This is a genomic window from Rhodopseudomonas palustris BisB18, from assembly GCF_000013745.1.
GTDB classification, from domain to species: Bacteria; Pseudomonadota; Alphaproteobacteria; order Rhizobiales; family Xanthobacteraceae; genus Rhodopseudomonas_A; species Rhodopseudomonas_A palustris_F.
In genome coordinates this window covers 5483886-5506532 of record NC_007925.1, presented here as the reverse complement: position 1 = coordinate 5506532, position 22647 = coordinate 5483886, and the positions used below count along the sequence as shown (strand labels likewise).

23 protein-coding genes are annotated in these 22647 nt (G+C 66.1%); 18 read left to right on the top strand and 5 right to left on the bottom strand.

The window, feature by feature from the left end:
• Positions 1-54 precede the first annotated feature (54 nt).
• Positions 55-618, bottom strand: a complete 564-nt coding sequence (locus RPC_RS24775) for a cytochrome b/b6 domain-containing protein (RefSeq protein ID WP_011475333.1) — start codon at positions 616-618, stop codon at positions 55-57.
• A gap of 8 nt (positions 619-626) precedes the next feature.
• Positions 627-899 carry a PepSY domain-containing protein gene (locus RPC_RS24770; protein WP_011475332.1) on the bottom strand — a complete coding sequence of 91 codons (273 nt, stop codon included), beginning with the start codon at positions 897-899 and terminating at the stop codon, positions 627-629.
• A gap of 152 nt (positions 900-1051) precedes the next feature.
• On the opposite strand from RPC_RS24770, the gene RPC_RS24765 reads away from it, so the two are divergent.
• Genes RPC_RS24765 through RPC_RS24755 form a run of 3 tightly spaced genes read left to right on the top strand, consistent with a single transcriptional unit; the run spans position 1052 to position 3437 of the window.
• On the top strand, positions 1052-1423 hold the full coding sequence (locus RPC_RS24765; protein WP_049766165.1) for a PepSY domain-containing protein: 372 nt from the start codon (positions 1052-1054) through the stop codon (positions 1421-1423).
• Positions 1423-2088 carry a response regulator transcription factor gene (locus RPC_RS24760; protein ID WP_011475330.1) on the top strand — a complete coding sequence of 222 codons (666 nt, stop codon included), beginning with the start codon at positions 1423-1425 and terminating at the stop codon, positions 2086-2088. The genes RPC_RS24765 and RPC_RS24760 overlap by 1 nt, the downstream gene beginning before the upstream one ends.
• The gene (locus RPC_RS24755) at positions 2085-3437 is read left to right on the top strand and encodes a sensor histidine kinase (RefSeq protein ID WP_011475329.1); all 1353 of its coding nucleotides are present in this window, start codon (positions 2085-2087) and stop codon (positions 3435-3437) included. Before RPC_RS24760 ends, RPC_RS24755 begins: the two co-directional genes overlap by 4 nt.
• Before the next feature lie 173 nt (positions 3438-3610).
• Here the strand turns inward: RPC_RS24755 and RPC_RS24750 are convergent, their stop codons facing one another.
• Entirely contained in the window at positions 3611-4699 is a 1089-nt protein-coding gene (locus RPC_RS24750) for a methyl-accepting chemotaxis protein (protein ID WP_011475328.1), read from the bottom strand.
• A 360-nt stretch (positions 4700-5059) separates the two neighbouring features.
• On the opposite strand from RPC_RS24750, the gene htpG reads away from it, so the two are divergent.
• Positions 5060-6922 carry a molecular chaperone HtpG gene (htpG, locus tag RPC_RS24745; protein WP_011475327.1) on the top strand — a complete coding sequence of 621 codons (1863 nt, stop codon included), beginning with the start codon at positions 5060-5062 and terminating at the stop codon, positions 6920-6922.
• An 11-nt stretch (positions 6923-6933) separates the two neighbouring features.
• Here the strand turns inward: htpG and RPC_RS24740 are convergent, their stop codons facing one another.
• Positions 6934-7992, bottom strand: a complete 1059-nt coding sequence (locus RPC_RS24740; RefSeq protein WP_041803294.1) for a polysaccharide deacetylase family protein — start codon at positions 7990-7992, stop codon at positions 6934-6936.
• 217 nt (positions 7993-8209) lie between these two features.
• Here RPC_RS24740 and RPC_RS24735 point away from each other — a divergent pair, with 217 nt between their 5' ends.
• The 11 genes from RPC_RS24735 (at position 8210) to phoB (ending at position 18068) form a co-directional block, all read left to right on the top strand.
• Positions 8210-9604 (top strand): OmpA family protein, encoded by a 1395-nt coding sequence (locus RPC_RS24735; protein WP_011475325.1) that lies wholly within the window; start codon positions 8210-8212, stop codon positions 9602-9604.
• 5 nt (positions 9605-9609) lie between these two features.
• Positions 9610-9906 (top strand): hypothetical protein, encoded by a 297-nt coding sequence (locus RPC_RS24730; RefSeq protein ID WP_011475324.1) that lies wholly within the window; start codon positions 9610-9612, stop codon positions 9904-9906.
• Between the two features lie 108 nt (positions 9907-10014).
• Positions 10015-10137, top strand: coding sequence for a hypothetical protein (locus tag RPC_RS26965; RefSeq protein WP_415914775.1), 123 nt, complete (start codon positions 10015-10017; stop codon positions 10135-10137).
• Entirely contained in the window at positions 10138-11172 is a 1035-nt protein-coding gene (locus RPC_RS24725; protein WP_011475323.1) for a lysylphosphatidylglycerol synthase domain-containing protein, read from the top strand. It abuts the gene before it with no gap.
• A 2-nt stretch (positions 11173-11174) separates the two neighbouring features.
• Positions 11175-12506 (top strand): ATP-binding protein, encoded by a 1332-nt coding sequence (locus RPC_RS24720; RefSeq protein ID WP_011475322.1) that lies wholly within the window; start codon positions 11175-11177, stop codon positions 12504-12506.
• Positions 12507-12660: 154 nt separating this feature from the next.
• The gene (gene pstS / locus RPC_RS24715; RefSeq protein WP_011475321.1) at positions 12661-13671 is read left to right on the top strand and encodes a phosphate ABC transporter substrate-binding protein PstS; all 1011 of its coding nucleotides are present in this window, start codon (positions 12661-12663) and stop codon (positions 13669-13671) included.
• A 213-nt stretch (positions 13672-13884) separates the two neighbouring features.
• Positions 13885-14886 (top strand): phosphate ABC transporter permease subunit PstC, encoded by a 1002-nt coding sequence (gene pstC, locus RPC_RS24710; RefSeq protein WP_011475320.1) that lies wholly within the window; start codon positions 13885-13887, stop codon positions 14884-14886.
• 60 nt (positions 14887-14946) lie between these two features.
• The gene (gene pstA, locus RPC_RS24705) at positions 14947-15792 is read left to right on the top strand and encodes a phosphate ABC transporter permease PstA (protein ID WP_085978933.1); all 846 of its coding nucleotides are present in this window, start codon (positions 14947-14949) and stop codon (positions 15790-15792) included.
• Positions 15789-16616 carry a phosphate ABC transporter ATP-binding protein PstB gene (gene pstB / locus RPC_RS24700; protein ID WP_011475318.1) on the top strand — a complete coding sequence of 276 codons (828 nt, stop codon included), beginning with the start codon at positions 15789-15791 and terminating at the stop codon, positions 16614-16616. The genes pstA and pstB overlap by 4 nt, the downstream gene beginning before the upstream one ends.
• Positions 16617-16632: 16 nt before the next feature.
• Positions 16633-17352 (top strand): phosphate signaling complex protein PhoU, encoded by a 720-nt coding sequence (gene phoU / locus RPC_RS24695; RefSeq protein WP_011475317.1) that lies wholly within the window; start codon positions 16633-16635, stop codon positions 17350-17352.
• An 11-nt stretch (positions 17353-17363) separates the two neighbouring features.
• Positions 17364-18068, top strand: a complete 705-nt coding sequence (gene phoB, locus RPC_RS24690) for a phosphate regulon transcriptional regulator PhoB (protein ID WP_011475316.1) — start codon at positions 17364-17366, stop codon at positions 18066-18068.
• A 104-nt stretch (positions 18069-18172) separates the two neighbouring features.
• Here phoB and RPC_RS24685 read toward each other — a convergent pair whose 3' ends face one another.
• Positions 18173-18682, bottom strand: a complete 510-nt coding sequence (locus RPC_RS24685; protein WP_011475315.1) for a GcrA family cell cycle regulator — start codon at positions 18680-18682, stop codon at positions 18173-18175.
• A gap of 482 nt (positions 18683-19164) precedes the next feature.
• On the opposite strand from RPC_RS24685, the gene RPC_RS24680 reads away from it, so the two are divergent.
• The 3 genes from RPC_RS24680 (at position 19165) to RPC_RS24670 (ending at position 22558) form a co-directional block, all read left to right on the top strand.
• The gene (locus RPC_RS24680; protein WP_011475314.1) at positions 19165-20382 is read left to right on the top strand and encodes an aspartate aminotransferase family protein; all 1218 of its coding nucleotides are present in this window, start codon (positions 19165-19167) and stop codon (positions 20380-20382) included.
• A complete protein-coding gene (gene argF, locus RPC_RS24675) occupies positions 20379-21311 on the top strand; it encodes an ornithine carbamoyltransferase (RefSeq protein ID WP_011475313.1) in 933 nt (310 codons plus the stop codon). The genes RPC_RS24680 and argF overlap by 4 nt, the downstream gene beginning before the upstream one ends.
• A gap of 248 nt (positions 21312-21559) precedes the next feature.
• On the top strand, positions 21560-22558 hold the full coding sequence (locus RPC_RS24670) for an Hsp33 family molecular chaperone (RefSeq protein WP_011475312.1): 999 nt from the start codon (positions 21560-21562) through the stop codon (positions 22556-22558).
• The last annotated feature ends 89 nt before the right edge of the window (positions 22559-22647 follow it).

The window sequence follows — 22647 nt, the reverse complement described above, 5'->3', positions numbered from 1 at the left end:
AAAGAGGTTGGCTTCGCTCTCAACTTCGCAACGATCATTGCCACGCATTCGCCGTCACGCCTCGCGCTTCTCGCCGGTGAGCATCGCCTTGGCGAGGTTTTCGCGGTGTGCGAAGCTGACCACGATGACGCCGGCGATGTGCAGCGCGATCAGCGCCACCGTGGCGTTGGCGAGCGCCTCGTGCAGCTTCTCGACCCACTTGGCGCCCCAATAGGCTTTGGTGGTCATCATGTAGCCGGTGGCGCAGGTGCCGCCGACCATGACGATCAGGGTCAGGATCATCGCCGCGCCCGCCGGCGTGTGCCCGATCCGACGCTTTGATCGCCCGGTCGCGAGGTCGCGCAGGTCGGCGAACACCTCGCGCGGCGGTCGCACGAAATGGACGAAGCGGGCGTAGCGCGGCCCGACGAAGCCCCACACGATGCGCGCCGCCAACAGCGCCGCGATGCTGTAGCCGGCGGCGATGTGGACCTTTTCGATCTCGTCGCCGGTGGCGTAGGCGAGCGCGAACAACCCCACCAGCGACCAGTGGAACAACCGCACGAACGGGTCCCAGACCTTGACCGTGACCGGCGGCGCAGTGCCGCCGGTCACGGTCGCCTCGTTGGCGATGCTCATCGTGGCGCTTACAGCTTGCCGATGATGGTGCCGTTGGTCGGATCGACGAACACCTCGACCTTGGCGCCGGTCTTGTCGATCGCGTAGAACTCGCCGCAGGCCTTCTTCACCTTGCCCTTATTCACCTTGTAGCCCTGGGCCTCGACCTTGGCCTGCAGCGCGTCGAGCGACAGCCACTGGCTTTCCGGCGCGGTGGTGCAGGGCTTGCCCCAGCTATCGGCGCGGGCGGCGGTGGTGGCGACGAGCAGGGCGGCGGCGGTCAGCAAAACGATCTTGCGCATGTTGATCTCTCTGGTGATGCCCGGCGCACCATGCGGCGGGCGATGTGCGGACCATGCGCGCCGCGCGCTGACAGCCGGCTGTTGATCCATGTCAGCGTTCTGACAGCTTCGGTTGGTCATAGTGATCAGCTCACGATCGATGGATAGCGCTGATGCGATTGCGGTACACAACAATCCTGACGGCGGCGGTCGCGGCGCTGCTGCTCGGCGCCGCCGCAGTCAGCGCCGATCCGTGGGATCGGCATGGCGACGGCCGCAACCACGGCGATCATCACGATCATCACGATCGGGATCGCGACCACGATGCGGCGCGCGGCGCGGTGGAGCGCGGCGAGATCAAGCCGCTCGCCGAGCTGTTGCAGATCGTCAAGGACAAGCTGCCCGGCGAAATCACCGGCGTCGAGATCGAGCGCAAGCACGGCCTGTGGCTGTACGAATTCCGTGTCGTCGACAAGGCCGGGCGATTGTTCGAGGTCTATGTCGACGCGCAGAACGGCGACGTCCGACGGACCAAGGAGAAGTGATGCGCGTGCTCGTGGTCGAGGACGACCGCCGGATCGCCGCCGATCTCGAACGCGGGCTGCAGGCGGCCGGTTATGTGGTGGAAACCGTCAGAGACGGCGAGGAAGCCTGGTTCCGCGGCGACACCGAGGACTATGCGGCGATCGTCCTCGATCTCGGGTTGCCCGGCATGGACGGCCTCGCCGTTCTGAAGCGCTGGCGCGGCAACGATCGCCGCACCCCGGTGTTGATCCTGACCGCGCGCGGCAGCTGGGCGGAGCGGGTCGACGGCATCGACGCCGGCGCCGACGATTACTTGCCGAAGCCGTTCCGGATGGAGGAGTTGCTGGCGCGGCTGCGCTCGATCGTGCGTCGCTCGGCCGGGCAGGCCTGCTCGGTGATCAGCGTCGGCGACGTCACGCTCGACGAGCGGCAGATGAAGGTCGACGTCGGCGGCGTGCCGGTCAACCTGTCGCCGCTGGAATACCGGCTGATCGCGTTTCTGTTCCTGCATCGCGGCCGCGTAGTGTCGCAGGCCGAACTCAGCGAGAATATCTATGGCAACGAGGACGCCCACGATTCCAACGCCATCGAGGTGCTGATCGGCCGGGTGCGCAAGAAGCTCGGCAGCGAGCTGATCGAAACCCGCCGCGGCTTCGGCTATCTGGTGGCGGGTTCCGGCACATGACCGGCCACTCGCTGCGGCTGCGGCTGATCGCCGGCGGCGCTGCGGCGATCCTGATCGCGCTCACCGTCGCCGGCTTCGGGCTGACCGTGCTGTTCGAGCGCCACGTTACCCGCAGCGTGGTCGACGACCTCGACGTGCATCTCAAGCAATTGCTGGCCGGGCTCGACGTCGACGCCGACGGCAAGCCGATCGTCGCAAGGCCGCCGGCCGATCCGCGGTTTTCCGATCCGCTGTCCGGGCTGTATTGGCAGATCAGCGACGACCGCAGCGAACTGCTGCGCTCGCGCTCGCTGTGGGATTCCATGCTGGCGCTGCCGGCCGACGAGGTGGCGTCCGGCGAAGTGCATCACCACACCCTCAAGGGGCCGGCCGGCGCGCAGCTGATGACCGCGGAGCGCCAGGTCACGCTGACGCTGCGCGATCAGCCGACGGCGGTGCGCGCCGCGGTGGCGATCGACATGGCGCGGGTGTCGGCGGCCAGCGCCGCCTTTGCCAAGGACATGGTGGTGGCGCTCGGCATCCTCGGGGTGGTGCTGGCGATCGCCACCTCGGTGCAGGTGATGCTGGGCTTGCGCCCGCTCGACGCGTTGCGCCACGGCATCGCCGACGTCCGCTCCGGGCACAGCCGTCGGCTGCCCGCCGCGGTGCCGACCGAGGTGCTGCCGTTGGTCGAGGAGGTCAACGGCCTGCTGGCGGCGCAGGAGCGCGAGATCGAGCGTTCGCGCGGCCGCGCCGCCGATCTCGCGCACGGCCTGAAGACGCCGCTGGCGGCGCTGGCCGCCGACGCCGGCCGGCTGCGCGAGCGCGGCGAGGCGGGTTTGGCGCGCGACATCGAAGCCGTCGGCGACGCCATGAGCCGCCACGTCGACCGCGAGTTGGCGCGGGCGCGGGTCCGCGGCGAACCCGGCCGCAGCCTCGGCGTGGCCACCGAACTGGCGCCGCTCACGCGCTCGCTGGTGGCGATCCTGTCGCGCACCCCGGCGGGGGCCGCGATCGGCTTCGATATCCAGGTCGCCGACGACGTCACGCTGCCGCTCGACCGCGCCGACCTCGCCGAGGTGCTGGGCAATCTGCTCGACAACGCCACCCGTCACGCCGCATCCAAAGTGCGGATCGTCGCCGCGGCGGACGCCGGCGGCCTCGGCGTCGTGATCGAGGATGACGGCGCCGGCATCGCGGCGGCGGCGCGCTCGGCGGCGCTGGAACGCGGCATAAGGCTCGATCAACGCGGCGAGGGCTCAGGGCTTGGGCTTGCCATCGTGCAGGACGTGTTGGAGGCCTATGACTGGACGTTGTCGCTCGAGGTTTCCGAACTCGGCGGGCTGAAGGCGAGTTGTCGGCCGGCGTGAGCCGCTCAAGCCCGTCACCATTTTGGAGGCGTGCCCCGGACGCAGGGCACCGCGCCGCGAAGCGGCGCGTTGCACTGCAGAGCCGGGGCCGTCACGGATGCTGTCTTTGGTACGGTCCCGGCTCGCGGCGCAGCGCAAAGGCGCTGCACCGCGTCCGGGACACCAGGTCGCAACTACCCCGTCTGCATGATCACGCCGTACCAGCCCAGTCCCTTGTAGGTCTCGTAGCCCGGGGTGGCGTGGAACGCGATCTGCGCGCCGGTGCGGTCGTTGTAGAAGCCGGCGCGGCGGCCGTTCAGGGTCAGCGGCACGCGCTCGGTCAGCAGCCCCTGGCCGTCGGAGGCGGCGATCACCCGGAAGTTGGAGTCCACCAGCAGCACGCGGGCCTTGTCGTCGTCGACCCGGACCCCTTCGACGATGGCGCGGGCCTGGGTCTGCCAGTCGAAATGGATCGCCAGCACGCCGAGCGGCCGGCCGTGGGCGTTGCCGCCCTGGCGCACGCTGGCGCAATAGGTGGCGACCTGCGCGTCGCCGAGCAGCGGCTGCCGCTCGACGTCGCCGGCGACGTAGTCGTCGCCGGAGCGCAGCTTCTTGGCGTCGCGAAACCACGTGGTATTGGCGACATTGGCGCCGGTGACGTCGAACTGACGGCCGCGGCCGCTGGCAATGATGTTGCCATCGAGATCGCACAGCCACAGATCGAGATACACCGTATAGGCGCGCAGGATCACCGCCAGGCGCTCCGCGACCAGCGCCACATTGGCGGCGTTGGCCGCCTCGGCGCAATCCACCACCGCGGAGTCGGTCGCCCACCAGCGCACGTCGCAGGTGCGCTCATAGAGATTGCGGTCGATCAGTTCGATGGCGTTCAGCGCCAGATCGACCATGCGTTCGCCGCGCGAGCGCTCGGTCATCTGGGTGATCGATTGCATCAGATTGGCGGTGCGCCGCGTCAACTGGGTCTCCAGCTCGCGGGCGATGGTTTCGACCTGCTGGCCGACCGCGCGGACCTCCTGCGCCACCACCGCGAAGCCGGCGCCCTGCACCCCGGCGCGCGAGCTTTCGATCAGCGCATTCAGCGCCAGCATCTTCATCTGGTTGGTGATGTTCTGGATCGACCGGGTCTTTTCGCAGGCCACCTGGTTGACCTCGGCGGTCAACCGCGCGATCAAGGCGGCGATGTCGGTGTCCTGCTCGCCGCTGTCCGGTGTGGTCGCGAGGGCGGCTGCCCGGGGGCTGGTGCGATCAGTCGCGGCAACCATCTTTCACTCCCGTCGGATCTGTCCCTACTCAGCGGTTGCCACGATCTGCAGCGCCACCGGACGGACTATCTCGGGTTATCGTCGACTAGGACTAATACGAGTTTAATTTCCGCAACCCTGAAGCGGTGTCGCCCAAAAAAACACCCGAACTCTCGCGAAAAGGATCCTGGACCCGGCCGCGCCCACCGAACCCTGCTGCTGTCACAAAACCGTTGTATTTCCAGGGTGGTGTTTGCTAGTTGTTACTTGGTACCAGGCAACCTGTCCGTGCCGAGCCGGCGGGACTACTTGCGCTCCGCTTCGCCATCGCCATATCGCTATCCCGACGCAGTCCAACCCAACTTAAGAGATCGAAATACCATGACGACGACCGATACCGCCCCCCAGTCCCAGCCGTTCCAGGCCGAAGTCGCCGAGCTCTTGAACCTGATGGTGCACTCGGTCTATTCGGAAACCGACATCTTCCTGCGCGAACTGATTTCCAACGCCTCCGACGCGCTCGACAAGCTGCGCTACGAGTCGATTGCCAAGCCCGAGCTGATGGCCGACGGCGGCGAGCCGAAGATCCGGATCTTGCCGAAGAAGGAGCCCGACACGCTGAGCGTGATCGATAACGGCCTCGGCATGGACCGCCAGGAATTGATCGACAATCTCGGCACCATCGCCAAGTCCGGCACCAAATCGTTTCTGACCAAGCTGACCGAAGCCAAGGACGGCGCCGGCCTGATCGGCCAGTTCGGCGTCGGCTTCTACGCCGCCTTCATGGTCGCCGACCGCATCGTCGTCACCAGCCGCCGCGCCCGCTCGGCCGAGGCCTGGACCTGGTCGTCGTCGGGCGGCGCCGGCTTCGAGATCGCGCCGGCCAGCGAGGAAGACGCAGCCCGCGTGACCCGCGGCACCGAGATCGTGCTGCACCTGAAGAAGGATGCCGCGAAGTATCTCGAACCTTATGAGATCGAGCGCGTGGTCGGCGCTTACTCCGATAACATCCAGTTCCCGATCGAACTGGTGCCGGAAGAGGGCGAGCCGCGGCAGATCAATTCGGCCAGCGCGCTGTGGCAGCGCTCGAAATCCGAACTGACGGCGGAAGACTATTCGCAGGCCTACAAGCAGATCGCTGGCGCCTTCGACGAGCCGGCGATGACGCTGCACTACCGCGCCGAGGGTCGCTACTCCTATGCGGTGCTGCTGTTCGCGCCGTCGACCAAGCCGTTCGACCTGTTCGAGCCGGCGCGCAAGGGTCGCGTCAAGCTCTACGTCCGCCGCGTCTTCATCACCGACGAGGCCGACCTGTTGCCGTCCTATCTGCGCTTCATCCGCGGCGTGATCGATAGCGAAGATTTGCCGCTCAATCTGTCGCGCGAGATGCTGCAGAACAATCCGCAGCTGGCGCAGATCCGCAAGGCGGTGACCGGCAAGGTGATCGGCGAATTGGAAAGCCTCGGCGACAAGGATCCGGAGGCGTTCGGCAAGATCTGGGACGCCTTCGGCCTGGTGATCAAGGAAGGCATCTGGGAAGACTATGAGCGCCGCGACAAGCTATTGGCGCTATCGCGCTTCACCACCACCAAGGGCGAGAACCGCACGCTGAAGCAGTATGTCGAGGATCTGAAAGAGAACCAGACCGAGATCTACTATCTGGTCGGCGACTCGATCGAGCGGCTGAAGTCCAACCCGAAACTGGAATCGGCCGCGGCGCGCGGCATCGAAGTCCTGCTGCTGACCGATCCGGTCGACGCGTTCTGGACCTCGGCGCCGCTGGATTTCGGCGGCAAGCCGCTGAAGTCGCTGAGCCAGGGCGACGTCGATTTCGGCCAGATCCCGACCACCGAGGAGAATAAAGACGAACAGGCGAAGCCGGAGACCGACGAGGCTCTGACCATTGCGGCGATCAAGGATGCGCTCGGCGACAAGGTCTCCGACGTGCGCGCCTCGCAGCGGCTGACCGCGAGCGCGTCCTGTCTGGTGGCCGGCGGGCTTGGCCCCGACCGCGCGCTGGAGCGGATGCTGGCGCAGCAGAATCGCGGCGCCGCCAGCAAGCCGATCCTCGAGGTCAATCTGCGTCACCCGATCGTCGCCGCGGTCGCCAAGGCCAACGCCGCCGATGCGGCGGATCTGTCGCTGCTGTTGCTGGAGCAGGCGCAGATCCTCGACGGCGAATTGCCGGAAGATCCGGCGGCGTTTTCCGCCAGGCTCAATCGGCTGGTGCTACGCGCGCTGTAGCGCGCGAAGGGTTACGCCGCGTCGATGCGGCGGAACCCGTTCCACATCGCGGTGGCTGCGCCGGAGGTCAACACCGGCAGCAGCCGCTCGTCCTGGTAGTTGCCGTTCAAGGACAGCCGCGGCAGCGCGGTGAGATAGTCGGCGTTTTCGGCGAACACCATGCCGGGGCGGGTGGTTACCGCGGTCTTGAAGCCCGCGGTCTGCGCCAGCGCGAATTCGCGCGGGCCGGCCGCGGCCTTGTCGCCATAGGGATAGGCCAGATGCTCGGCCGGGCGCTGCAGCGCGGTTTCGATGCATTTGCGGCTGTAGGCGATTTCGTGTTGGGCGATCACCTCGCTCTGCTTGGCGAGGTTGCAGTGGGTGATGCCGTGAACCCCGATGGTGACCAGCGGATCCTCGGCGAAGGCTTTCAGCTCATCCCACCGCAGGCAGAGTTCACGGCTGATGTCGAGGTCGTCGATGCCGTGGCGCGCGCACAGCGCGCCGATCTCGCGGCCGACCTCGGCGTCGCTCGCCATTTTGCGCACCCAGCCGTGCAGCCGCTCGAACGCCGCCTGCTTGGCGGCGTCGTCGGCGGTATCGATCCGTTCGTCGATGCCGTCGATGGTGACTTCGATGTGCTCGGTCTTGGCGATCAACCGCTCCAGCGCGACCCACCACAGCCGTCCGATGCCCTGGGCGAAATCGCTGGTGACGTAGACCGTGAATGGCGCCTCGAACTCGCGAAACAGCGGCAGCGCGAAATCGCGGTTGTCGCGGTAGCCGTCGTCCAGCGTCACGCAGGCGAAGCGGCGGGAAAAGTCCTGCTCGACCAGCCGCCGGCGCGCCTCGTCGAGGCTGACGATGTCGGTCCTGCTGGCGCGCAGATAGCCCAGCGTGGCGCGGAGGAAATCCGGCGTTACCTCGAGGTGGTGGTTGGGTTGGAAGCCGTGCTCGCGCGCCGGGCGGACATGGTGCAGCACGAAGATGGTGCCGACGCCTGCAAAGATCGGCCGCAATGCGTGATGGGCGCCGGTGAAATACAGCGCGCCGAGTCCGGCGCGAATGACATTGTTTCGAAACCGTTTCATCAACTCGCCGAGCCTAGTGGGCGCCATGGGGTTGAGACTAGCTCGCATCGGCTAAGGAAACTCTAATGCGCGGGGCCGGTGCGGCCGGGGCTGACAATCCAGCGTCGCGGTCGGCGAAGCCGGGATCCTGGACAGTTGGTTCGATTTGGCGCATTTGCCGTTTGACAGCCTTTCAAGGGTTTGTTTTCTCTCTGGTTCCCGACCAGCAGGATATCCAATGCGCGGACTTTTCAAATCGAGCGGCAAATGGTGGCCGGGCACGATTCCGCTGCTCTTGCTGTGGGGCCTGGCAGCCTGGGTCACCACCGTTCCATTGGAAGCCGACATCGCGGCGCGGACCACCGCCTCGCTGAAAGATAGCGTTCTCGACAAGACCCAGATCGTGGTTGCCGGCCGCGACGTCACTTTTACGGCCGAGGCGTTCTCGGAGGACGGCCGGCGCAGCGCGGTCGCCACCGTCGAGGCGGTGCCCGGGGTGCGCTTGGTCAATGACGACACCCGGCTGGTCGCCGAGGCGTCGCCTTATGTTTGGTCGGTCGAGCGCGACGTGGTGCGGGTGACGCTCGGCGGCAGCACGCCGCTGCCGGCCAGCAAGGCCAAGCTGCTCGAGGCGGCGCGGGGCAGCCTGAACGGCGTCGAAATCGCCGACCGGATGGCGCTGGCGCGCGGCGCCCCGCCCCGCTTCGACGCTGTAGCGCTGTTGCTCATCGACCAGATCGCGCGGCTCAAGGACGGCAAGATCACATTGACCGACAGCAAGGTCGGCCTGACCGGGATGGCGCGCGACTTGGGCGGCCGCGAGGCGATCGCTGCGGCGCTGAAGAACCTGCCGGAGGGCTTCAGCGTCGTCGCCAACGACGTCAAGGCGCCGCCTTACGTGTTTCAGGCCAACAAGGATCCGGTCGCGGTGACCTTGACGCTGACCGGCTACGTGCCGGACAACGCCGTCCATGCCGCGCTGGTCGCGGCGGCGGGACGGAAGTTCTTCAGCGAAAAGGTCATCGACAATTTGAAAGCCAGCGTCGGCGCCCCGGCAGGGTTTTCCAATGCGGTGGTGGCGGCGCTGGGTGCGCTGTCGCGGCTCTCGACCGGCACGCTGGTGGTGTCCGACCGCGCGGTGATGCTGTCCGGCGACGCTTTGTACGACGACGCGGTGAGCCAGATCCGCGCCGGCCTCGCCAAGGAACTGCCGCAGGGCTGGCAGGTCAAGACCGAGGTCTCGGTGAAGCCGGCGGCGGCGCCGGTGGATCCCACCGTCTGCCAGCAATTGTTTTCGGATTTGCTCGGCAAGAGCAAGATTCGCTTCGAATCCGGCCGCGCCACCATCGATCCGGATTCCGTGGGGCTGCTCGACCGGTTGATCGAAACCGCGTTGCGCTGTCCGACCGCCACCATCGAGATCGCCGGCCACACCGATGGCGACGGCGACGGCGCCTTCAATCAGACGCTGTCGGAAAAGCGCGCCCAGGCGGTGGCCGAATATATGGTGCGGGCAGGGCTGCCGGCGGAGCGTTTCCGCCCGGTGGGCTATGGCAGCACCACCCCGGTCGCACCAAATGACAATGACGAAGGCAAGGCGCAGAATCGCCGCATCGAATTCATGGTGAGGTAGCGGCGATGGTCACGCTGGCGTCATTTTACTGGGGCTGGTTGCTCGGGGCGACCTTGCTGGGATTTGCGATGGGCTGGATCGCGGTGGTGCATCGCGGGCATGGGCTGTCCAAGGCTGCGGCAGGGTGGCTCTCGCTCGTGGTGGCGGTGCTGTTGGCGCTGGCGCTGGCGCGGCTGGTGCCGGGCCGCGCGGGCTACTGGCTCGACCTCGGCCTCGTGATGCTGGCGGTGTATCTCGCCGGCTGCGCGGTGGGCTCCTGGTTGCGCTACTGGGTGGTTTCACGGCACCAGGGCGTCGCCTGAGCCGGCGCGGTACAGCGCGCGGCCGCCAACCGCTCGGCTTCGCGCGAATCCGCCAAGCTGTGCAACTGTTTGGGCTAGTTCCGTCTTTTATCTTCGCAAGGAGCGCCGTTGACCGCACCGACCGATTTCCACTTCGCTCGGAAACGCGCTACCACCCTGTTCGGGAGACAAACCGGCAACGGCGCGTCGGGCCTGATCGCCACTGCCGCCGGAAGCGCATTCGAGGGCTAGATGCTGGAAGCAATACGCAGGGCGGTCTCGTTTCTGCGCCAGAAGCAAATCCTGCATAAACTCGGTTTTGTGATCAGCGTCCTGGTCATCGCGATTGCGTGCTACGTGCTCTTTCACATGCTGCGCGGCATCGACGTCGACGACGTCATCGATGCGGTGAAACAGACCGAGCCCAGTTCGGTGGCGCTGTCGGCGCTGTTCGTCGCCGCCGGCTATTTCACCCTAACGTTCTATGATCTGTTCGCGGTGCGCGCCATCGGCCGCTCCGATGTGCCCTATCGCACCAACGCGCTGGCCGCGTTCGCCAGCTATTCGATCGGTCACAATGTCGGCGCCAGCGTCTTCACCGGCGGCGCGGTGCGCTATCGGATCTATTCCGCTTGGGGGCTGGATGGCGTCGACATCGCCAAGATCTGCTTTCTCGCCGGGCTGACGTTTTGGCTCGGCAACGCCGCGGTGCTCGGGCTCGGCATCGCCTATCATCCGGAGGCGGCCTCGGCGATCGATCAGCTGCCGCCCTGGGTGAACCGCGCCGGCGCGATCGTCATCATCATCGGGCTTTTGAGCTATGTGGCCTGGGTCTCGATCCGGCCGCGCTGCGTCGGTCGCGGGCATTGGAAGGTCACTCTGCCGGGCGGCGCGCTGACGCTGGTGCAGATCGCGATCGGCATCATCGACCTCGGCTTCTGCGCGCTGGCGATGTACGTGCTGCTGCCGGACGAACCCAATGTCGGCTTCGTCGTGGTGGCGGTGATCTTCGTCTCGGCGACGCTGCTCGGCTTCGCCAGCCATTCGCCGGGCGGGCTCGGCGTGTTCGACGCCGCCATGCTGGTCGGGCTGTGGCAGATGGACAAGGAAGAGCTGTTGGCCGGCATGCTGCTGTTCCGCATGCTGTATTATGTCGCCCCGTTCATCATCTCGGTGATCCTGCTGGCGATCCGCGAATTGGTGCTCGGCGCCCGCTCCAAACGGTTGCGCAAGATCGCCGCGGCGCTGGACGCCAAGCCGGTCCGTGAAGACCCGACCCCAGGATAGCCATGCGCGCGCGACCGCCCGAGCACCAGATACGACCGATCGGCCCGCCGTTGCCGGGGCCCGCAGAGTCGTCGTGGTTGGCGTTGTGGTCGGACCGGCTGCGGCATTCCGCGATCGTATTGTTGATGGCCGGGTTGGTGCTGGCGGCCATGGTGTTGTTTGCCGGACTGGCGCCGGCGCGAGCGGTTGCCGGCTTCATCTGCATCGTCGCGGCGGCGTTGGTGCCGTGGCGGCTGCACAACGCGGTCGATACGCGCGAGGAGCAACTCGGTGTCAATCCGGTGCACACCGCGGTGGTCCGCGCGGTGGTGGCCGGCATGCCGGACCCCGCGGTGCTGCTCGATCGCGCCGGGCGGGTGATCCATCTCAACGCCGCGGCGGCGCAACTGGCCCCGGCGCTGCGCGCCAACGAATTCGCGCAGTTCGCGCTGCGCTCGCCGGAGTTCGTCACCGCGTTGCGCGAGGCCATCGCCACCGCGCAGCCGCGACGCGCCACCTATCTCGATCCGGTGCCGGTCGAACGCTGGCTAGAACTCATCATCACCCCGGTGCCGGTGCCGACCGCGTTCGACGGCACCGAGCAGTGCATGCTGATGACCTTCCACGACCAGACGCCGCTGCGCCGGGTCGAGGAAATGCGCGTCGACTTCGTCGCCAATGCCAGCCACGAGCTGCGCACGCCGCTGGCGGCGCTGTCCGGCTTCATCGATACGCTGCTCGGGCCGGCCCGCGACGACGCCAAGGCGCGGGAGCGCTTTCTCGGCATCATGCAGACCCAGGCCAAGCGGATGGCGCGGCTGATCGACGATCTGCTGTCGCTGTCGCGGGTGGAATTGTCGGCGCATGTGCGGCCCGACTCGCTGGTCGACATCGTGCCGCTGATCCGCCAGGTGATCGAAGGGCTGGAGTCGCTGGCCAAGGAGCGCCAGGTGGTGATCGAGACCGAATTGCCAGCCGAGGCTGCGATGATCGCCGGCGACCGCGAGGAATTGCTGCGGCTGTTCGAAAACCTGATCGAGAACGCGCTGAAATACGGCGCCTCCGGCGGTCGGGTGAACGTCTCGCTGGCGTCGGCCGCCTCGGCGGAAGGCACCTCGGAATATCGCTTCGTGGTGCGCGATTTCGGCCCCGGTATCGCCCCAGAGCATCTGCCTCGGCTGACCGAGCGGTTCTACCGGGTCGATGTCGGCGACAGCCGCGCCCAAGGCGGTACCGGGTTAGGATTATCCCTGGTGAAACATATCGTTAACCGCCATCGCGGCCGGCTTTTGATCGAAAGCATGCTCAATAAAGGAGCAACCTTCACCGCCTGTTTTCCTCCGGGAAAGTCCTAGGTTCCAGACAGAAACGCAAGCTTTAACAATGGGTTATAGCAGTCACATGACTGTCATCAAACCCTCATAAAAGGTCAATCGCTCGCTCGTAGATGGGCGAGGGTAAGCGCGATCGGGCGCGTTGAGCGCTTCGCTTACCAGATGGAGACCTCCGATGAATTTCTTCAAGGCAATCGTCGCCGCCGGCCTGGTTGCCGCGTCGACGTCGGCGTTCGCCGCCGATATTACCGGTGCCGGGGCCACGTTCCCGTTCCCGGTCTATTCGAAGTGGGCCGACCTCTACAAAAAAGAGACCGGCAACGGGCTGAACTATCAGTCGATCGGCTCCGGCGCCGGCATCAAGCAGATCCAGGCCAAGACCGTGACCTTCGGCGCCACCGACGCGCCGTTGAAGGCCGAGCAGCTCGAGAAGGACGGCCTGGTGCAATGGCCGCAGGTGATGGGCGCGATCGTGCCGGTGGTGAACCTCGAAGGCATCAAGCCGGGTGAACTGGTGTTCGATGGCGAGACCCTGGCCAATATCTATCTCGGCAAGATCACCAAGTGGAACGATCCGGCGATCGCCAAGCTCAATCCGAAGCTGAAGCTGCCGACCGACGCCATCACCGTGGTGCGCCGCTCCGACGGTTCGGGCACCACCTTCAACTTCACCGACTATCTGTCCAAGGCCAGCGCCGACTGGAAGACAAAGGTCGGATCCGGCACCGCGGTCGAATGGCCGGTCGGCGTCGGCGCCAAGGGCAATGAAGGCGTTGCCGGCAACATCAGCCAGACCAAGAATTCGATCGGCTATGTCGAATACGCCTATGCCAAGCAGAACAAGCTGACCTACGCCGGGCTGATCAACAAGGCCGGCAAGACCGTGCAGCCGACCGTCGCCGCGTTCCAGGCCGCCGCCTCCAATGCGGATTGGGCCAAGGCGCCCGGCTACTACCTGATCCTGACCGACCAGCCCGGCGAAGCCTCCTGGCCGATCACCGCGGCGACGTTCATCTTGATGCACAAGGAGCCGGCCGACAAGGCGGCCTCCGCGGAAGCCATCAAGTTCTTCAAATGGGCGTTCGAGAAGGGCGACAAGGCGGCGGAAGAGCTCGACTACATCCCGATGCCCGCCGCGGTCGTCAAGCAGATCGAGAAGACCTGGTCGGCCGACATCAAGAGCTAAGGCCGATCGAGCTCTCGCGCCCCGGCATTGCGGGGCGCGGGCAGCGGCGGCGAATGCGTCCCGGACTGCATCCCCATCACGGCCGATGGAGTCCGGGCCTGCGCCCCGAGGGGCGGATCCCGGAATAACACCCGCGCGCATGGGTTCCGAGCCGATTTTGCTCTGGAGCGCGCATCGGGCTTTTCGTAGCGTTCAATTGGACAGGGGACTGGCGTGGCAGATATGGCCGTTCAAAGCACCGGAATGGAAGCAGCCGCCGGCCCCTATGACCGCGCCAAGGCGCTGAGCGCGTTCAAGCTCGGCGACGTGGCGTTCTACTGGACCACGCGGTTGTGCGCCATTTCGGTGCTGCTGATCCTCGGCGGCATCATCATCTCGCTGATCGCCGGGGCCTGGCCCGCGATCAGCGAATTCGGATTCTCCTTCCTGTTCACCCAGCGCTGGGCGCCGGCCAACGATCCGCCGATCCTCGGCGCGCTCGGACCGATCTACGGCACGCTGGTGACCTCGGTGATCGCGATGGTGATCGCGATCCCGGTCGGCATCGGCATCGCGATCTTTCTCACCGAACTGTGCCCGCAATGGGCGCGCCGGCCGATCGGCCTCGCGGTCGAACTGCTCGCCGGAATTCCCTCGATCATCTACGGCATGTGGGGCTTCTTCGTACTCGGCCCGTTCATGGCCAATCATCTGCAGCCGTTCCTGATCTGGGCGTTCGAGGGCGTCCCGGTCTTGGGATCGATCTTCGCCGGCCCGCCGTCCTATCTCAGCCTGTTCAACGCAGCATTGATCCTCGCCATCATGGTGCTGCCGTTCATCACCGCGATTTCGGTCGACGTGTTCAAGACCGTGCCGCCGGTGTTGAAGGAAGCCGCCTACGGCATCGGCTGCACCACCTGGGAAGTGGTGCGCAAGGTGGTGATCCCCTACACCAGGGTCGGCGTGATCGGCGGCATCATGCTGGCGCTCGGTCGCGCGCTCGGCGAAACCATGGCGGTGACCTTCATCATCGGCAACGCCTTCCGCATCACCGGGTCGGTGTTCTCGCCGGGCACCACGATCTCGGCGGCGATCGCCTCCGAATTCGCCGAAAGCGACGGGCTGCATCAGTCCGGCCTGATCCTGCTCGGCCTGTTGCTGTTCGTGCTGACCTTCCTGGTTTTGTCGGCGGCGCGGCTGATGTTGATGCGGCTCGAACGCAAGGCGGGGAACTAAGCCATGGCCACCAAACGCCCCCCGGTTCTCGGACCCGCCCACGGCGCCCAAGGCGATGCGCTGAGCCCGATCTACAAATCCCGCCGACGCGCCGACTTCACCGTCAAGGCGCTGTGCCTGGCCGCCACGCTGTTCGGCGTCACCTGGCTGGCGATGATCTTGTTTACGCTGTTCTACAACGGCCTTGCCGGCATCAACTATCAGGTGTTCACCCAGAACACCCCGCCGCCCGGCTCCACCGACGGCGGCCTGCTCAACGCCATCGTCGGCTCGATCATCATGACGATGATCGGGGTCGGGATCGGCGCGCCGCTCGGGCTGTTCGCCGGCACCTACCTCGCCGAATACGGCAAGCACGACAAACTCACCTCGGTGATCCGCTTCATCAACGATATCCTGTTGTCGGCGCCCTCGATCATCATCGGGCTGTTCATCTACGGCGCCGTGGTGGTGCCGATGGGCGGCTTCTCGGCCTTCGCGGGCAGTCTGGCGCTGGCAGTGATCGTGATCCCGGTGGTGGTGCGCACCACCGAGGACATGCTGCTGCTGGTGCCGAGTTCGCTGCGCGAGGCGGCCTCCGCGCTCGGCCTGCCGCGCTCATTGGTGATCAAGCGGATCGCCTACCGCGCCGCCCGCGCCGGGCTGATCACCGGCGTGCTGCTCGCCACCGCGCGGGTCGCCGGCGAGACCGCGCCTTTGCTGTTCACCGCGCTGAGCAACCAGTTCTTCAGCCTGGATCTCACCAAGACCATGGCCAACCTGCCGGTGACCATCAACAACTTCGTGCAAAGCCCCTACGAGTACTGGAAGCAGCTCGCCTGGAGCGGGGCTTTGATCATCACCTTGACCGTTCTGGCCCTGAACATTGGCGCGCGTATCCTCGGCGCCGAGAGGACGACGAAATGACCGAGATTTCGATTACCACCAGCGTTCCCGACGCCGGCGCGCCGCCCTCCGTGGTCGGCGGCCAAGTCGAGCGCGCCAAGGTCAGCGTCCGCGACCTCAACTTCTACTACGGCGACAACCACGCGCTGAAGGCCATCAACCTCAACCTGATCGCCAACCGCGTCACCGCCTTCATCGGGCCGTCGGGCTGCGGCAAGTCGACGCTGCTGCGGGTGTTCAACCGGATGTACGATCTGTATCCCGGCCAGCGCGCCACCGGCCAGGTGATGCTCGACAGCCAGAACGTGCTCGACGCCAAGCTCGATCTCAACCTGTTGCGGGCGCGGGTCGGCATGGTGTTTCAGAAGCCGACGCCGTTTCCGATGACGATCTACGAGAACATCGCCTTCGGCGTGCGGCTGTACGAGAAGATCTCCAAGTCGGAGATGGACAACCGGGTGGAGCGCGCGCTGCGCGGCGGCGCGTTGTGGAACGAGGTCAAGGACCAGCTCGGCGCTTCCGGCCTCAGCCTGTCCGGCGGCCAGCAGCAGCGGCTGTGCATCGCCCGAACTATCGCGGTGCGGCCGGAAGTGATCCTGTTCGACGAACCGTGCTCGGCGCTGGACCCGATTTCCACCGCCAAGATCGAAGAACTGATCGACGAATTGAAGGAAGACTACACCATCGCCATCGTCACCCATAACATGCAGCAGGCGGCGCGGGTGTCGGACTCCACGGCCTTCATGTATCTCGGCGAGTTGATCGAATTCGGCGAAACCAACAAGATCTTCACCTCGCCGACCGATCGCCGGACCCAGGACTACATCACCGGCCGCTTCGGCTGAGGCAGAAAGAACCATCATGGCTTTCGAACACACCACCAAGGCTTTCGACAGCGACCTGCAGGAACTGACGCGTCTGGTCGCCGAGATGGGCGGCCTCGCCGAGCGCCAGATCGTGGATTCGGTCGACGCCCTGACCCGCCGCGATGTCGCACTCGGCAGCCGTGTGGTCGCGGCCGATGCCGAGATCGACCAGTTGCAGCGGGTGATCGAGGAGCGCGCGGTGCTGACCATCGCCCGGCGCCAGCCGATGGCGGTCGATCTGCGCGAGATCGTCGGCGCGTTGCGCGTCGCCACCGATCTGGAGCGGATCGGCGACCTCGCCAAGAACATCGGCAAGCGCGTCAACGCGCTCGACAACGACTTCCACCCGCTGAAACTGATCCGCGGCCTCGAACACATGACCGACCTGGTGCAGTCGCAGGTCAAGGCGGTGCTCGACGCCTATGCGGCGCACGACCTGCCGGCTGCGATGGTGGTGTGGAACGGCGACGAGGAGGTCGACGCGATCTGCACCTCGCTGTTCCGCGAACTGTTGACCTATATGATGGAAGACCCGCGCAACATAAGCTTCTGCATTCATCTGATGTTCTGCGCCAAGAACATCGAGCGGATCGGCGACCACGCCACCAACATCGCCGAGACCGTGTTCTACATGATCGAAGGCCAGCAGATTCTCGACAAGCGGCCGAAGGGCGACATGACCAATTTCGCCGACGCCGCCCCCGGCAACACATGAGAGACCGATAGATGAGTGCGCGCATTCTGGTAGTTGAAGACGAGGAAGCGCTGACGACGTTGCTGCGCTACAACCTCGACGCCGAAGGTTATGACGTCGAAACCGTAGCCCGCGGCGACGACGCCGACACCAGGCTGAAAGAACGGATTCCGGATCTGGTGGTGCTGGATTGGATGCTGCCCGGGCTGTCGGGCATCGAATTGTGCCGGCGTTTGCGGGCGCGGCCGGAAACCAAGCAACTGCCGATCATCATGCTGACCGCGCGCGGCGAGGAAAGCGAGCGGGTGCGCGGGCTCGCCACCGGCGCCGACGACTACATCGTCAAGCCGTTCTCAGTGCCGGAGTTGTTGGCCCGTGTGAAGGGCCTGTTGCGCCGCGCCAGTCCCGAGCGCCTCGCCACCGTGCTGGCCTATGGCGACATCGAGCTCGACCGCGACAAGCGCCGCGTCGCGCGCTCCGGACGGCCGATCGATTTGGGGCCGACCGAATATCGGCTGCTGGAGTTCTTTCTCGAGCATCCCGGCCGGGTGTTCAGCCGCGAACAATTGCTCGATAGCGTCTGGGGCCGCGACATCTACATCGACGAGCGTACCGTCGACGTGCATATCGGCCGCTTGCGCAAATTGCTCAATCCCGGCCGCGAGCAGGATCCGATCCGCACCGTGCGCGGCGCCGGCTACGCGCTCGACGATCGCTTCGCCGCCAAGGCGGAGTGATCGAGGAGAGGGCGAATAGCGAGTAGCGAATAGTCAAAAGGAAGAAGTGAGAGGGCGGTTCGGCGACCGAAGCGCCCTCTATTCGCCACTCGCTATTCGCTCTCCTACCGCGTCGGCTTGGCTTGCTGGCGGCGGCGATCGCCGGCCGGCTGGTAGGCGATGCGCGAGTGGTGCGCGCAATACGGCAGGCCGCCCAGCGCCTTGCCGCCGCAGAAGAAGAATTCCGGATTGCTGGGATCGCCGATCGGCCAGTGGCAGGTCGCCTCGTTGAGTTCCAGCAGGCTCAGCCGCTGGCTCATCGGCACCACGTTGTCGTGCGTCACCGGATCCGGCTCGGCCTCGACTTCGAACACATGCGCCAGCGCGGTGTTGCCGCGCGACACCGGGCGCGTCACCCGCATCATGTGCTGGGCCGGACGCGCCTTGCGCGGGCGCGGCGCCGCCGACGTCGGGCTCTTGGCGCGTCCCGACAGGCCGAGCCTGTGGACTTTGCCAATCACCGCGTTGCGCGTCACATTGCCGAGCTCTGCGGCGATCTGGCTGGCTGACAGCCCGCCTTCCCAGAGCTTCTTCAATTGTTCGACGCGATCGTCGGTCCAGGTCAATACCGTCATCGCTCTATCCCTTCGTGTCGCGGCCGCCGTTCCAGGGCAGCGCTGCGACTCAAACGTCTGCAAAATCCCCTGCCGGCAGAATCCCTTAGCCCTCGCCGCACGCAGCAAGCGCGCGCGGGCGTTACGCAGTACCGAGGACTCGAGTGGATCACAAACCGTGCACGAGATGTCGTACCCGACAGGTCAAAGGCTACAATATGCCGTGACTCTCGCGCAAGAGTCAGGGCAGGTGCGTCCACACCTTCTAACTACTAGGATTGCACGTATCGGCCTATTTTTGTGGTGACTCGGCGGTGCCGCGGTGTCAATCGGTCGCGATTGCGGGAACTCTGCCGCACACACCGGTTGACAGTCATCGCAGCGCACATAGAATAATGCCACGTGCCGCCTGGAAAGGCGGCACGTTTCGTTTCCGGGGTCCCTCAGCCCGATCGCGCGATGCCGCCGATCGAGCCGCACCCCAACTTCCGATCGGATCAGCCATGTCGAAGAGCGCTGCGACCTCCCATCTTTTGCCGGTATTTGCCAGGGCGGATCTCGCCTTCGCGCGCGGTGAAGGGGTTTGGCTGATCTCGACCACCGGAGAGCGCTATCTGGATTTCACCAGCGGCATTGCGGTGAATGCGCTCGGCCATTGCCATCCGCATCTGGTGGCGGCGCTGCAGGAGCAGGCGACGCAGCTCTGGCACATGTCGAATTTGTTCAAGAGCCCGGACGGCGAGCGCTTGGCGGCGCGGCTGTGCGAGCAGAGCTTCGCGGACTTGGTGTTCTTCGCCAATTCCGGCGCCGAGGCGATGGAATGCGCGATCAAGATCACCCGCAAGCACCACGCGGCCAAAGGTCATCCCGAGCGTTACCGCATCATCACTTTCGAAGGCGCGTTTCACGGCCGCACCCTGGCGACGCTGGCGGCGACCGGATCGGCGAAATATCTCGACGGCTTCGGCCCGCCGATGGACGGCTTCGACCAGGTGCCGCTCGGCGATATCGCGGCGGTGAAGGCCGCGATCGGTCCCGGCACCGCCGGCATTCTGATCGAACCGTTGCAAGGCGAAGGCGGCGTGCGCTCGCCGCCGCCGGCATTCTTCCGGGCATTGCGCGAATTATGCGACGAGCGAGGCCTGCTGCTGATTTTTGACGAAGTGCAGACCGGCATGGGCCGCACCGGAATCTTGTTCGCGCACCAGCGGTTCGGCGTGACGCCGGACGTGATGTCGCTGGCCAAGGCGCTGGGCGGCGGCTTTCCGATCGGCGCCTGCCTTGCCACCGCGGACGCCGCCGCCGGCATGACGCCCGGTTCGCACGGCTCGACCTTCGGCGGCAATCCGCTGGCCGTCGCCGCCGGCAATGCGGTGCTCGACATCATGCTGAAGCCCGGCTTCTTCGAGCGGGTGCAGCAGATCGCGCTATTGGCGCGGCAGAAGCTCGCCTCGGTGGTCGATCGCTATCCCGAGGTGCTGAGCGAAGTGCGCGGCGAAGGCCTGCTGATCGGGTTGAAGGCGGTGGTGCCGTCGACCGATCTGGTGGCGGCGTTGCGCGAGCAGAAGCTGCTCACGGTTGGTGCCGGCGACAATGTGGTGCGGCTGTTGCCGCCGTTGATCGTCTCGGAGGCCGAAATCGACGACGCGGTGGAGCGGATCGAGCGCGCCTGCGTCGCGCTGTCGGCGGCGCCTGCGTTGCAGCGGGAGGCCGGACGATGAGTACGCCGCGCCATTTCCTCGATCTCACCGAGCTGCCGACCAAGGAGCTGCGCCGCATCCTTGATGTCAGCGTGGCGATGAAGACCAAGCTGAAGGCCAAGGATCCTAACAACAAGCCGGGCAAGCCGCTCGAGGGCAAGACGCTGGCGATGATCTTCGAGAAGCCCTCGACCCGCACCCGGGTGTCGTTCGACGTCGGCATGCGGCAGCTCGGCGGCGAGGCGATCATGCTGACCGGCGCCGAGATGCAGCTCGGCCGCGGTGAAACCTTCGCCGACACCGCGAAGGTCCTGTCGCGCTACGTCGACGCGATCATGATCCGCATCCTCAGTCACGAGGCGCTGCTGGAACTGGCTGCGCACGCCACCGTGCCGGTGATCAACGGCCTGACGCGGCGCTCGCATCCCGGCCAGGTGATGGCGGACCTGATGACGTTCGAGGAGCATCGCGGCCCGATCAAGGGCCGCACCATCGCCTGGACCGGCGACGACAACAACGTGCTGGCGTCCTGGGTGCATGCCGCCGAGCGCTTTCAGTTCAACCTGCGGATCGCCACGCCGCCGCAGCTGGCGCCGAACAAGGCGATGAAGGACTGGATCAAGGCCACCGGCGCCTCGATCCAGCTCGGCAACGATGCCGAAGCGGCGGTGAAGGGGGCGGATTGCGTCATCACCGACACCTGGGTGTCGATGGGCGACAAGGAAGGCGAGCACCGCCACAACCTGTTGAAGCCGTTCCAGGTCAACGCCAAGCTGATGTCGATGGCCAGCAAGGACGCGATCTTCATGCACTGCCTGCCGGCGCATCGCGGCGAGGAAGTCACCGACGAGGTGATCGACGGCCCGCAATCGGTGGTGTTCGACGAGGCCGAAAACCGCCTGCACGCCCACAAGGGCATTCTGGCGTGGTGCTTCGACGCGGTGGGCTGAGGCGGCGCTGAATTCAGCGTGCCCGGACGCAGCGCACCGCGTCAGCGTTGCGGGGCGAGCCGGGGCCGTTCCAAGCGCGACATCGCCAGGCGCGGCGCTCCAGCGCAACATCCGTAACGGTCCCGGCTCGCGGCGCGGCGCAGATGCGCCGCTCCGCGTCCGGGACACGATTGCCGCGAATGCCCTGCCTTCACCTTTTCCCCGCTCCGGGGTTTTCATCGCAACCCGCTGACCCCAGATAGAGCGCCATGACCGAACAATCCCCCGATCCGAAAATTCAAACAGCGCCGCTCGAGCGCGCGCCGTCTCCGGTTCCCGTCGATGACGAGGTGCTGCCGTTCGAAGTCGGCTCGCTCGATCTGCGCGGCCGGCTGACCAGGCTTGGCCCGGCGCTCGACGACATCCTCACCAAGCACGATTATCCGACCCCGGTCGGCAAGCTGCTCGGCGAAGCCATCGTGCTCGCCACGCTGCTCGGCTCGCAGCTGAAATTCGACGGCCGCTTCATCCTGCAGACCCAGACCGACGGCCCGGTGTCGTTCCTGATCGTGGATTTCCAGTCGCCGGACCGCATCCGCGCCTATGCGCGGTTCGACAAGGCGCGGCTCGCCGAGGGTCAGGATTCCGCGGCGCTGCTCGGGCGCGGCCATCTCGCCATGACCATCGACCAGGGCGCCGACATGAAGCGCTATCAGGGCCTGGTGGCGCTGGACGGCGGCGACCTGGAAGACGCCGCGCACGAATATTTCCTGCGCTCCGAGCAGATCCCCACCAAGGTGCGGCTCGCGGTCGGCGAGGAATGGCGCGGCGGCGACGGCCCGAAGCATCGCTGGCGGGCCGGCGGCATGCTGCTGCAGTTTCTCCCTAAGGCCGCGGCGCGGGCGCAGCGCGACCTGCATCCCGGCGACGCGCCGGAGGGCGCCGCGATGAACGAAGTGCCGGAGGACGACGCCTGGGTCGAGGGCCAGTCGCTGATCGGCACCGTCGAGGACATCGAACTGATCGATCCGGATCTGAGCGGCGAGCGGCTGTTGTATCGGCTGTTTCACGAGCGCGGCGTGCGGGTGTTCGCGCCGCTTGCGCTGCGGGCGAAATGCTCGTGTTCGCGCGAGGCGGTGTCGGCGATGCTGTCGAACTTCGAAGCCAAGGATCGCGCCGAGATGGTCAAGGACGGCAAGGTGGTGGTGACCTGCGAGTTCTGCTCATCGGTGTACGAATTCACGCCTGCGGAAGCCGGGGTGGAGTAGCAGCTCCGTCGCGAAGTGGACCTCGGCTTCACCCTCTGGGATAGTTCGTGCCCCGGACGGCCCGCAACGCGTCAGCGTTGCGTGACGAG

What these genes read in the sequence shown, in the direction of transcription:
- RPC_RS24775 (WP_011475333.1), bottom strand. Translation starts at nt 618, where the DNA reads ATGAGCATCGCCAACGAGGCGACCGTGACCGGCGGCACTGCGCCGCCG.
- RPC_RS24770 (WP_011475332.1), bottom strand. Translation starts at nt 899, where the DNA reads ATGCGCAAGATCGTTTTGCTGACCGCCGCCGCCCTGCTCGTCGCCACC.
- RPC_RS24765 (WP_049766165.1), top strand. Translation starts at nt 1,052, where the DNA reads ATGCGATTGCGGTACACAACAATCCTGACGGCGGCGGTCGCGGCGCTG.
- RPC_RS24760 (WP_011475330.1), top strand. Translation starts at nt 1,423, where the DNA reads ATGCGCGTGCTCGTGGTCGAGGACGACCGCCGGATCGCCGCCGATCTC.
- RPC_RS24755 (WP_011475329.1), top strand. Translation starts at nt 2,085, where the DNA reads ATGACCGGCCACTCGCTGCGGCTGCGGCTGATCGCCGGCGGCGCTGCG.
- RPC_RS24750 (WP_011475328.1), bottom strand. Translation starts at nt 4,699, where the DNA reads ATGGTTGCCGCGACTGATCGCACCAGCCCCCGGGCAGCCGCCCTCGCG.
- htpG (WP_011475327.1), top strand. Translation starts at nt 5,060, where the DNA reads ATGACGACGACCGATACCGCCCCCCAGTCCCAGCCGTTCCAGGCCGAA.
- RPC_RS24740 (WP_041803294.1), bottom strand. Translation starts at nt 7,992, where the DNA reads ATGAAACGGTTTCGAAACAATGTCATTCGCGCCGGACTCGGCGCGCTG.
- RPC_RS24735 (WP_011475325.1), top strand. Translation starts at nt 8,210, where the DNA reads ATGCGCGGACTTTTCAAATCGAGCGGCAAATGGTGGCCGGGCACGATT.
- RPC_RS24730 (WP_011475324.1), top strand. Translation starts at nt 9,610, where the DNA reads ATGGTCACGCTGGCGTCATTTTACTGGGGCTGGTTGCTCGGGGCGACC.
- RPC_RS24725 (WP_011475323.1), top strand. Translation starts at nt 10,138, where the DNA reads ATGCTGGAAGCAATACGCAGGGCGGTCTCGTTTCTGCGCCAGAAGCAA.
- RPC_RS24720 (WP_011475322.1), top strand. Translation starts at nt 11,175, where the DNA reads ATGCGCGCGCGACCGCCCGAGCACCAGATACGACCGATCGGCCCGCCG.
- pstS (WP_011475321.1), top strand. Translation starts at nt 12,661, where the DNA reads ATGAATTTCTTCAAGGCAATCGTCGCCGCCGGCCTGGTTGCCGCGTCG.
- pstB (WP_011475318.1), top strand. Translation starts at nt 15,789, where the DNA reads ATGACCGAGATTTCGATTACCACCAGCGTTCCCGACGCCGGCGCGCCG.
- phoU (WP_011475317.1), top strand. Translation starts at nt 16,633, where the DNA reads ATGGCTTTCGAACACACCACCAAGGCTTTCGACAGCGACCTGCAGGAA.
- phoB (WP_011475316.1), top strand. Translation starts at nt 17,364, where the DNA reads ATGAGTGCGCGCATTCTGGTAGTTGAAGACGAGGAAGCGCTGACGACG.
- RPC_RS24685 (WP_011475315.1), bottom strand. Translation starts at nt 18,682, where the DNA reads ATGACGGTATTGACCTGGACCGACGATCGCGTCGAACAATTGAAGAAG.
- RPC_RS24680 (WP_011475314.1), top strand. Translation starts at nt 19,165, where the DNA reads ATGTCGAAGAGCGCTGCGACCTCCCATCTTTTGCCGGTATTTGCCAGG.
- argF (WP_011475313.1), top strand. Translation starts at nt 20,379, where the DNA reads ATGAGTACGCCGCGCCATTTCCTCGATCTCACCGAGCTGCCGACCAAG.
- RPC_RS24670 (WP_011475312.1), top strand. Translation starts at nt 21,560, where the DNA reads ATGACCGAACAATCCCCCGATCCGAAAATTCAAACAGCGCCGCTCGAG.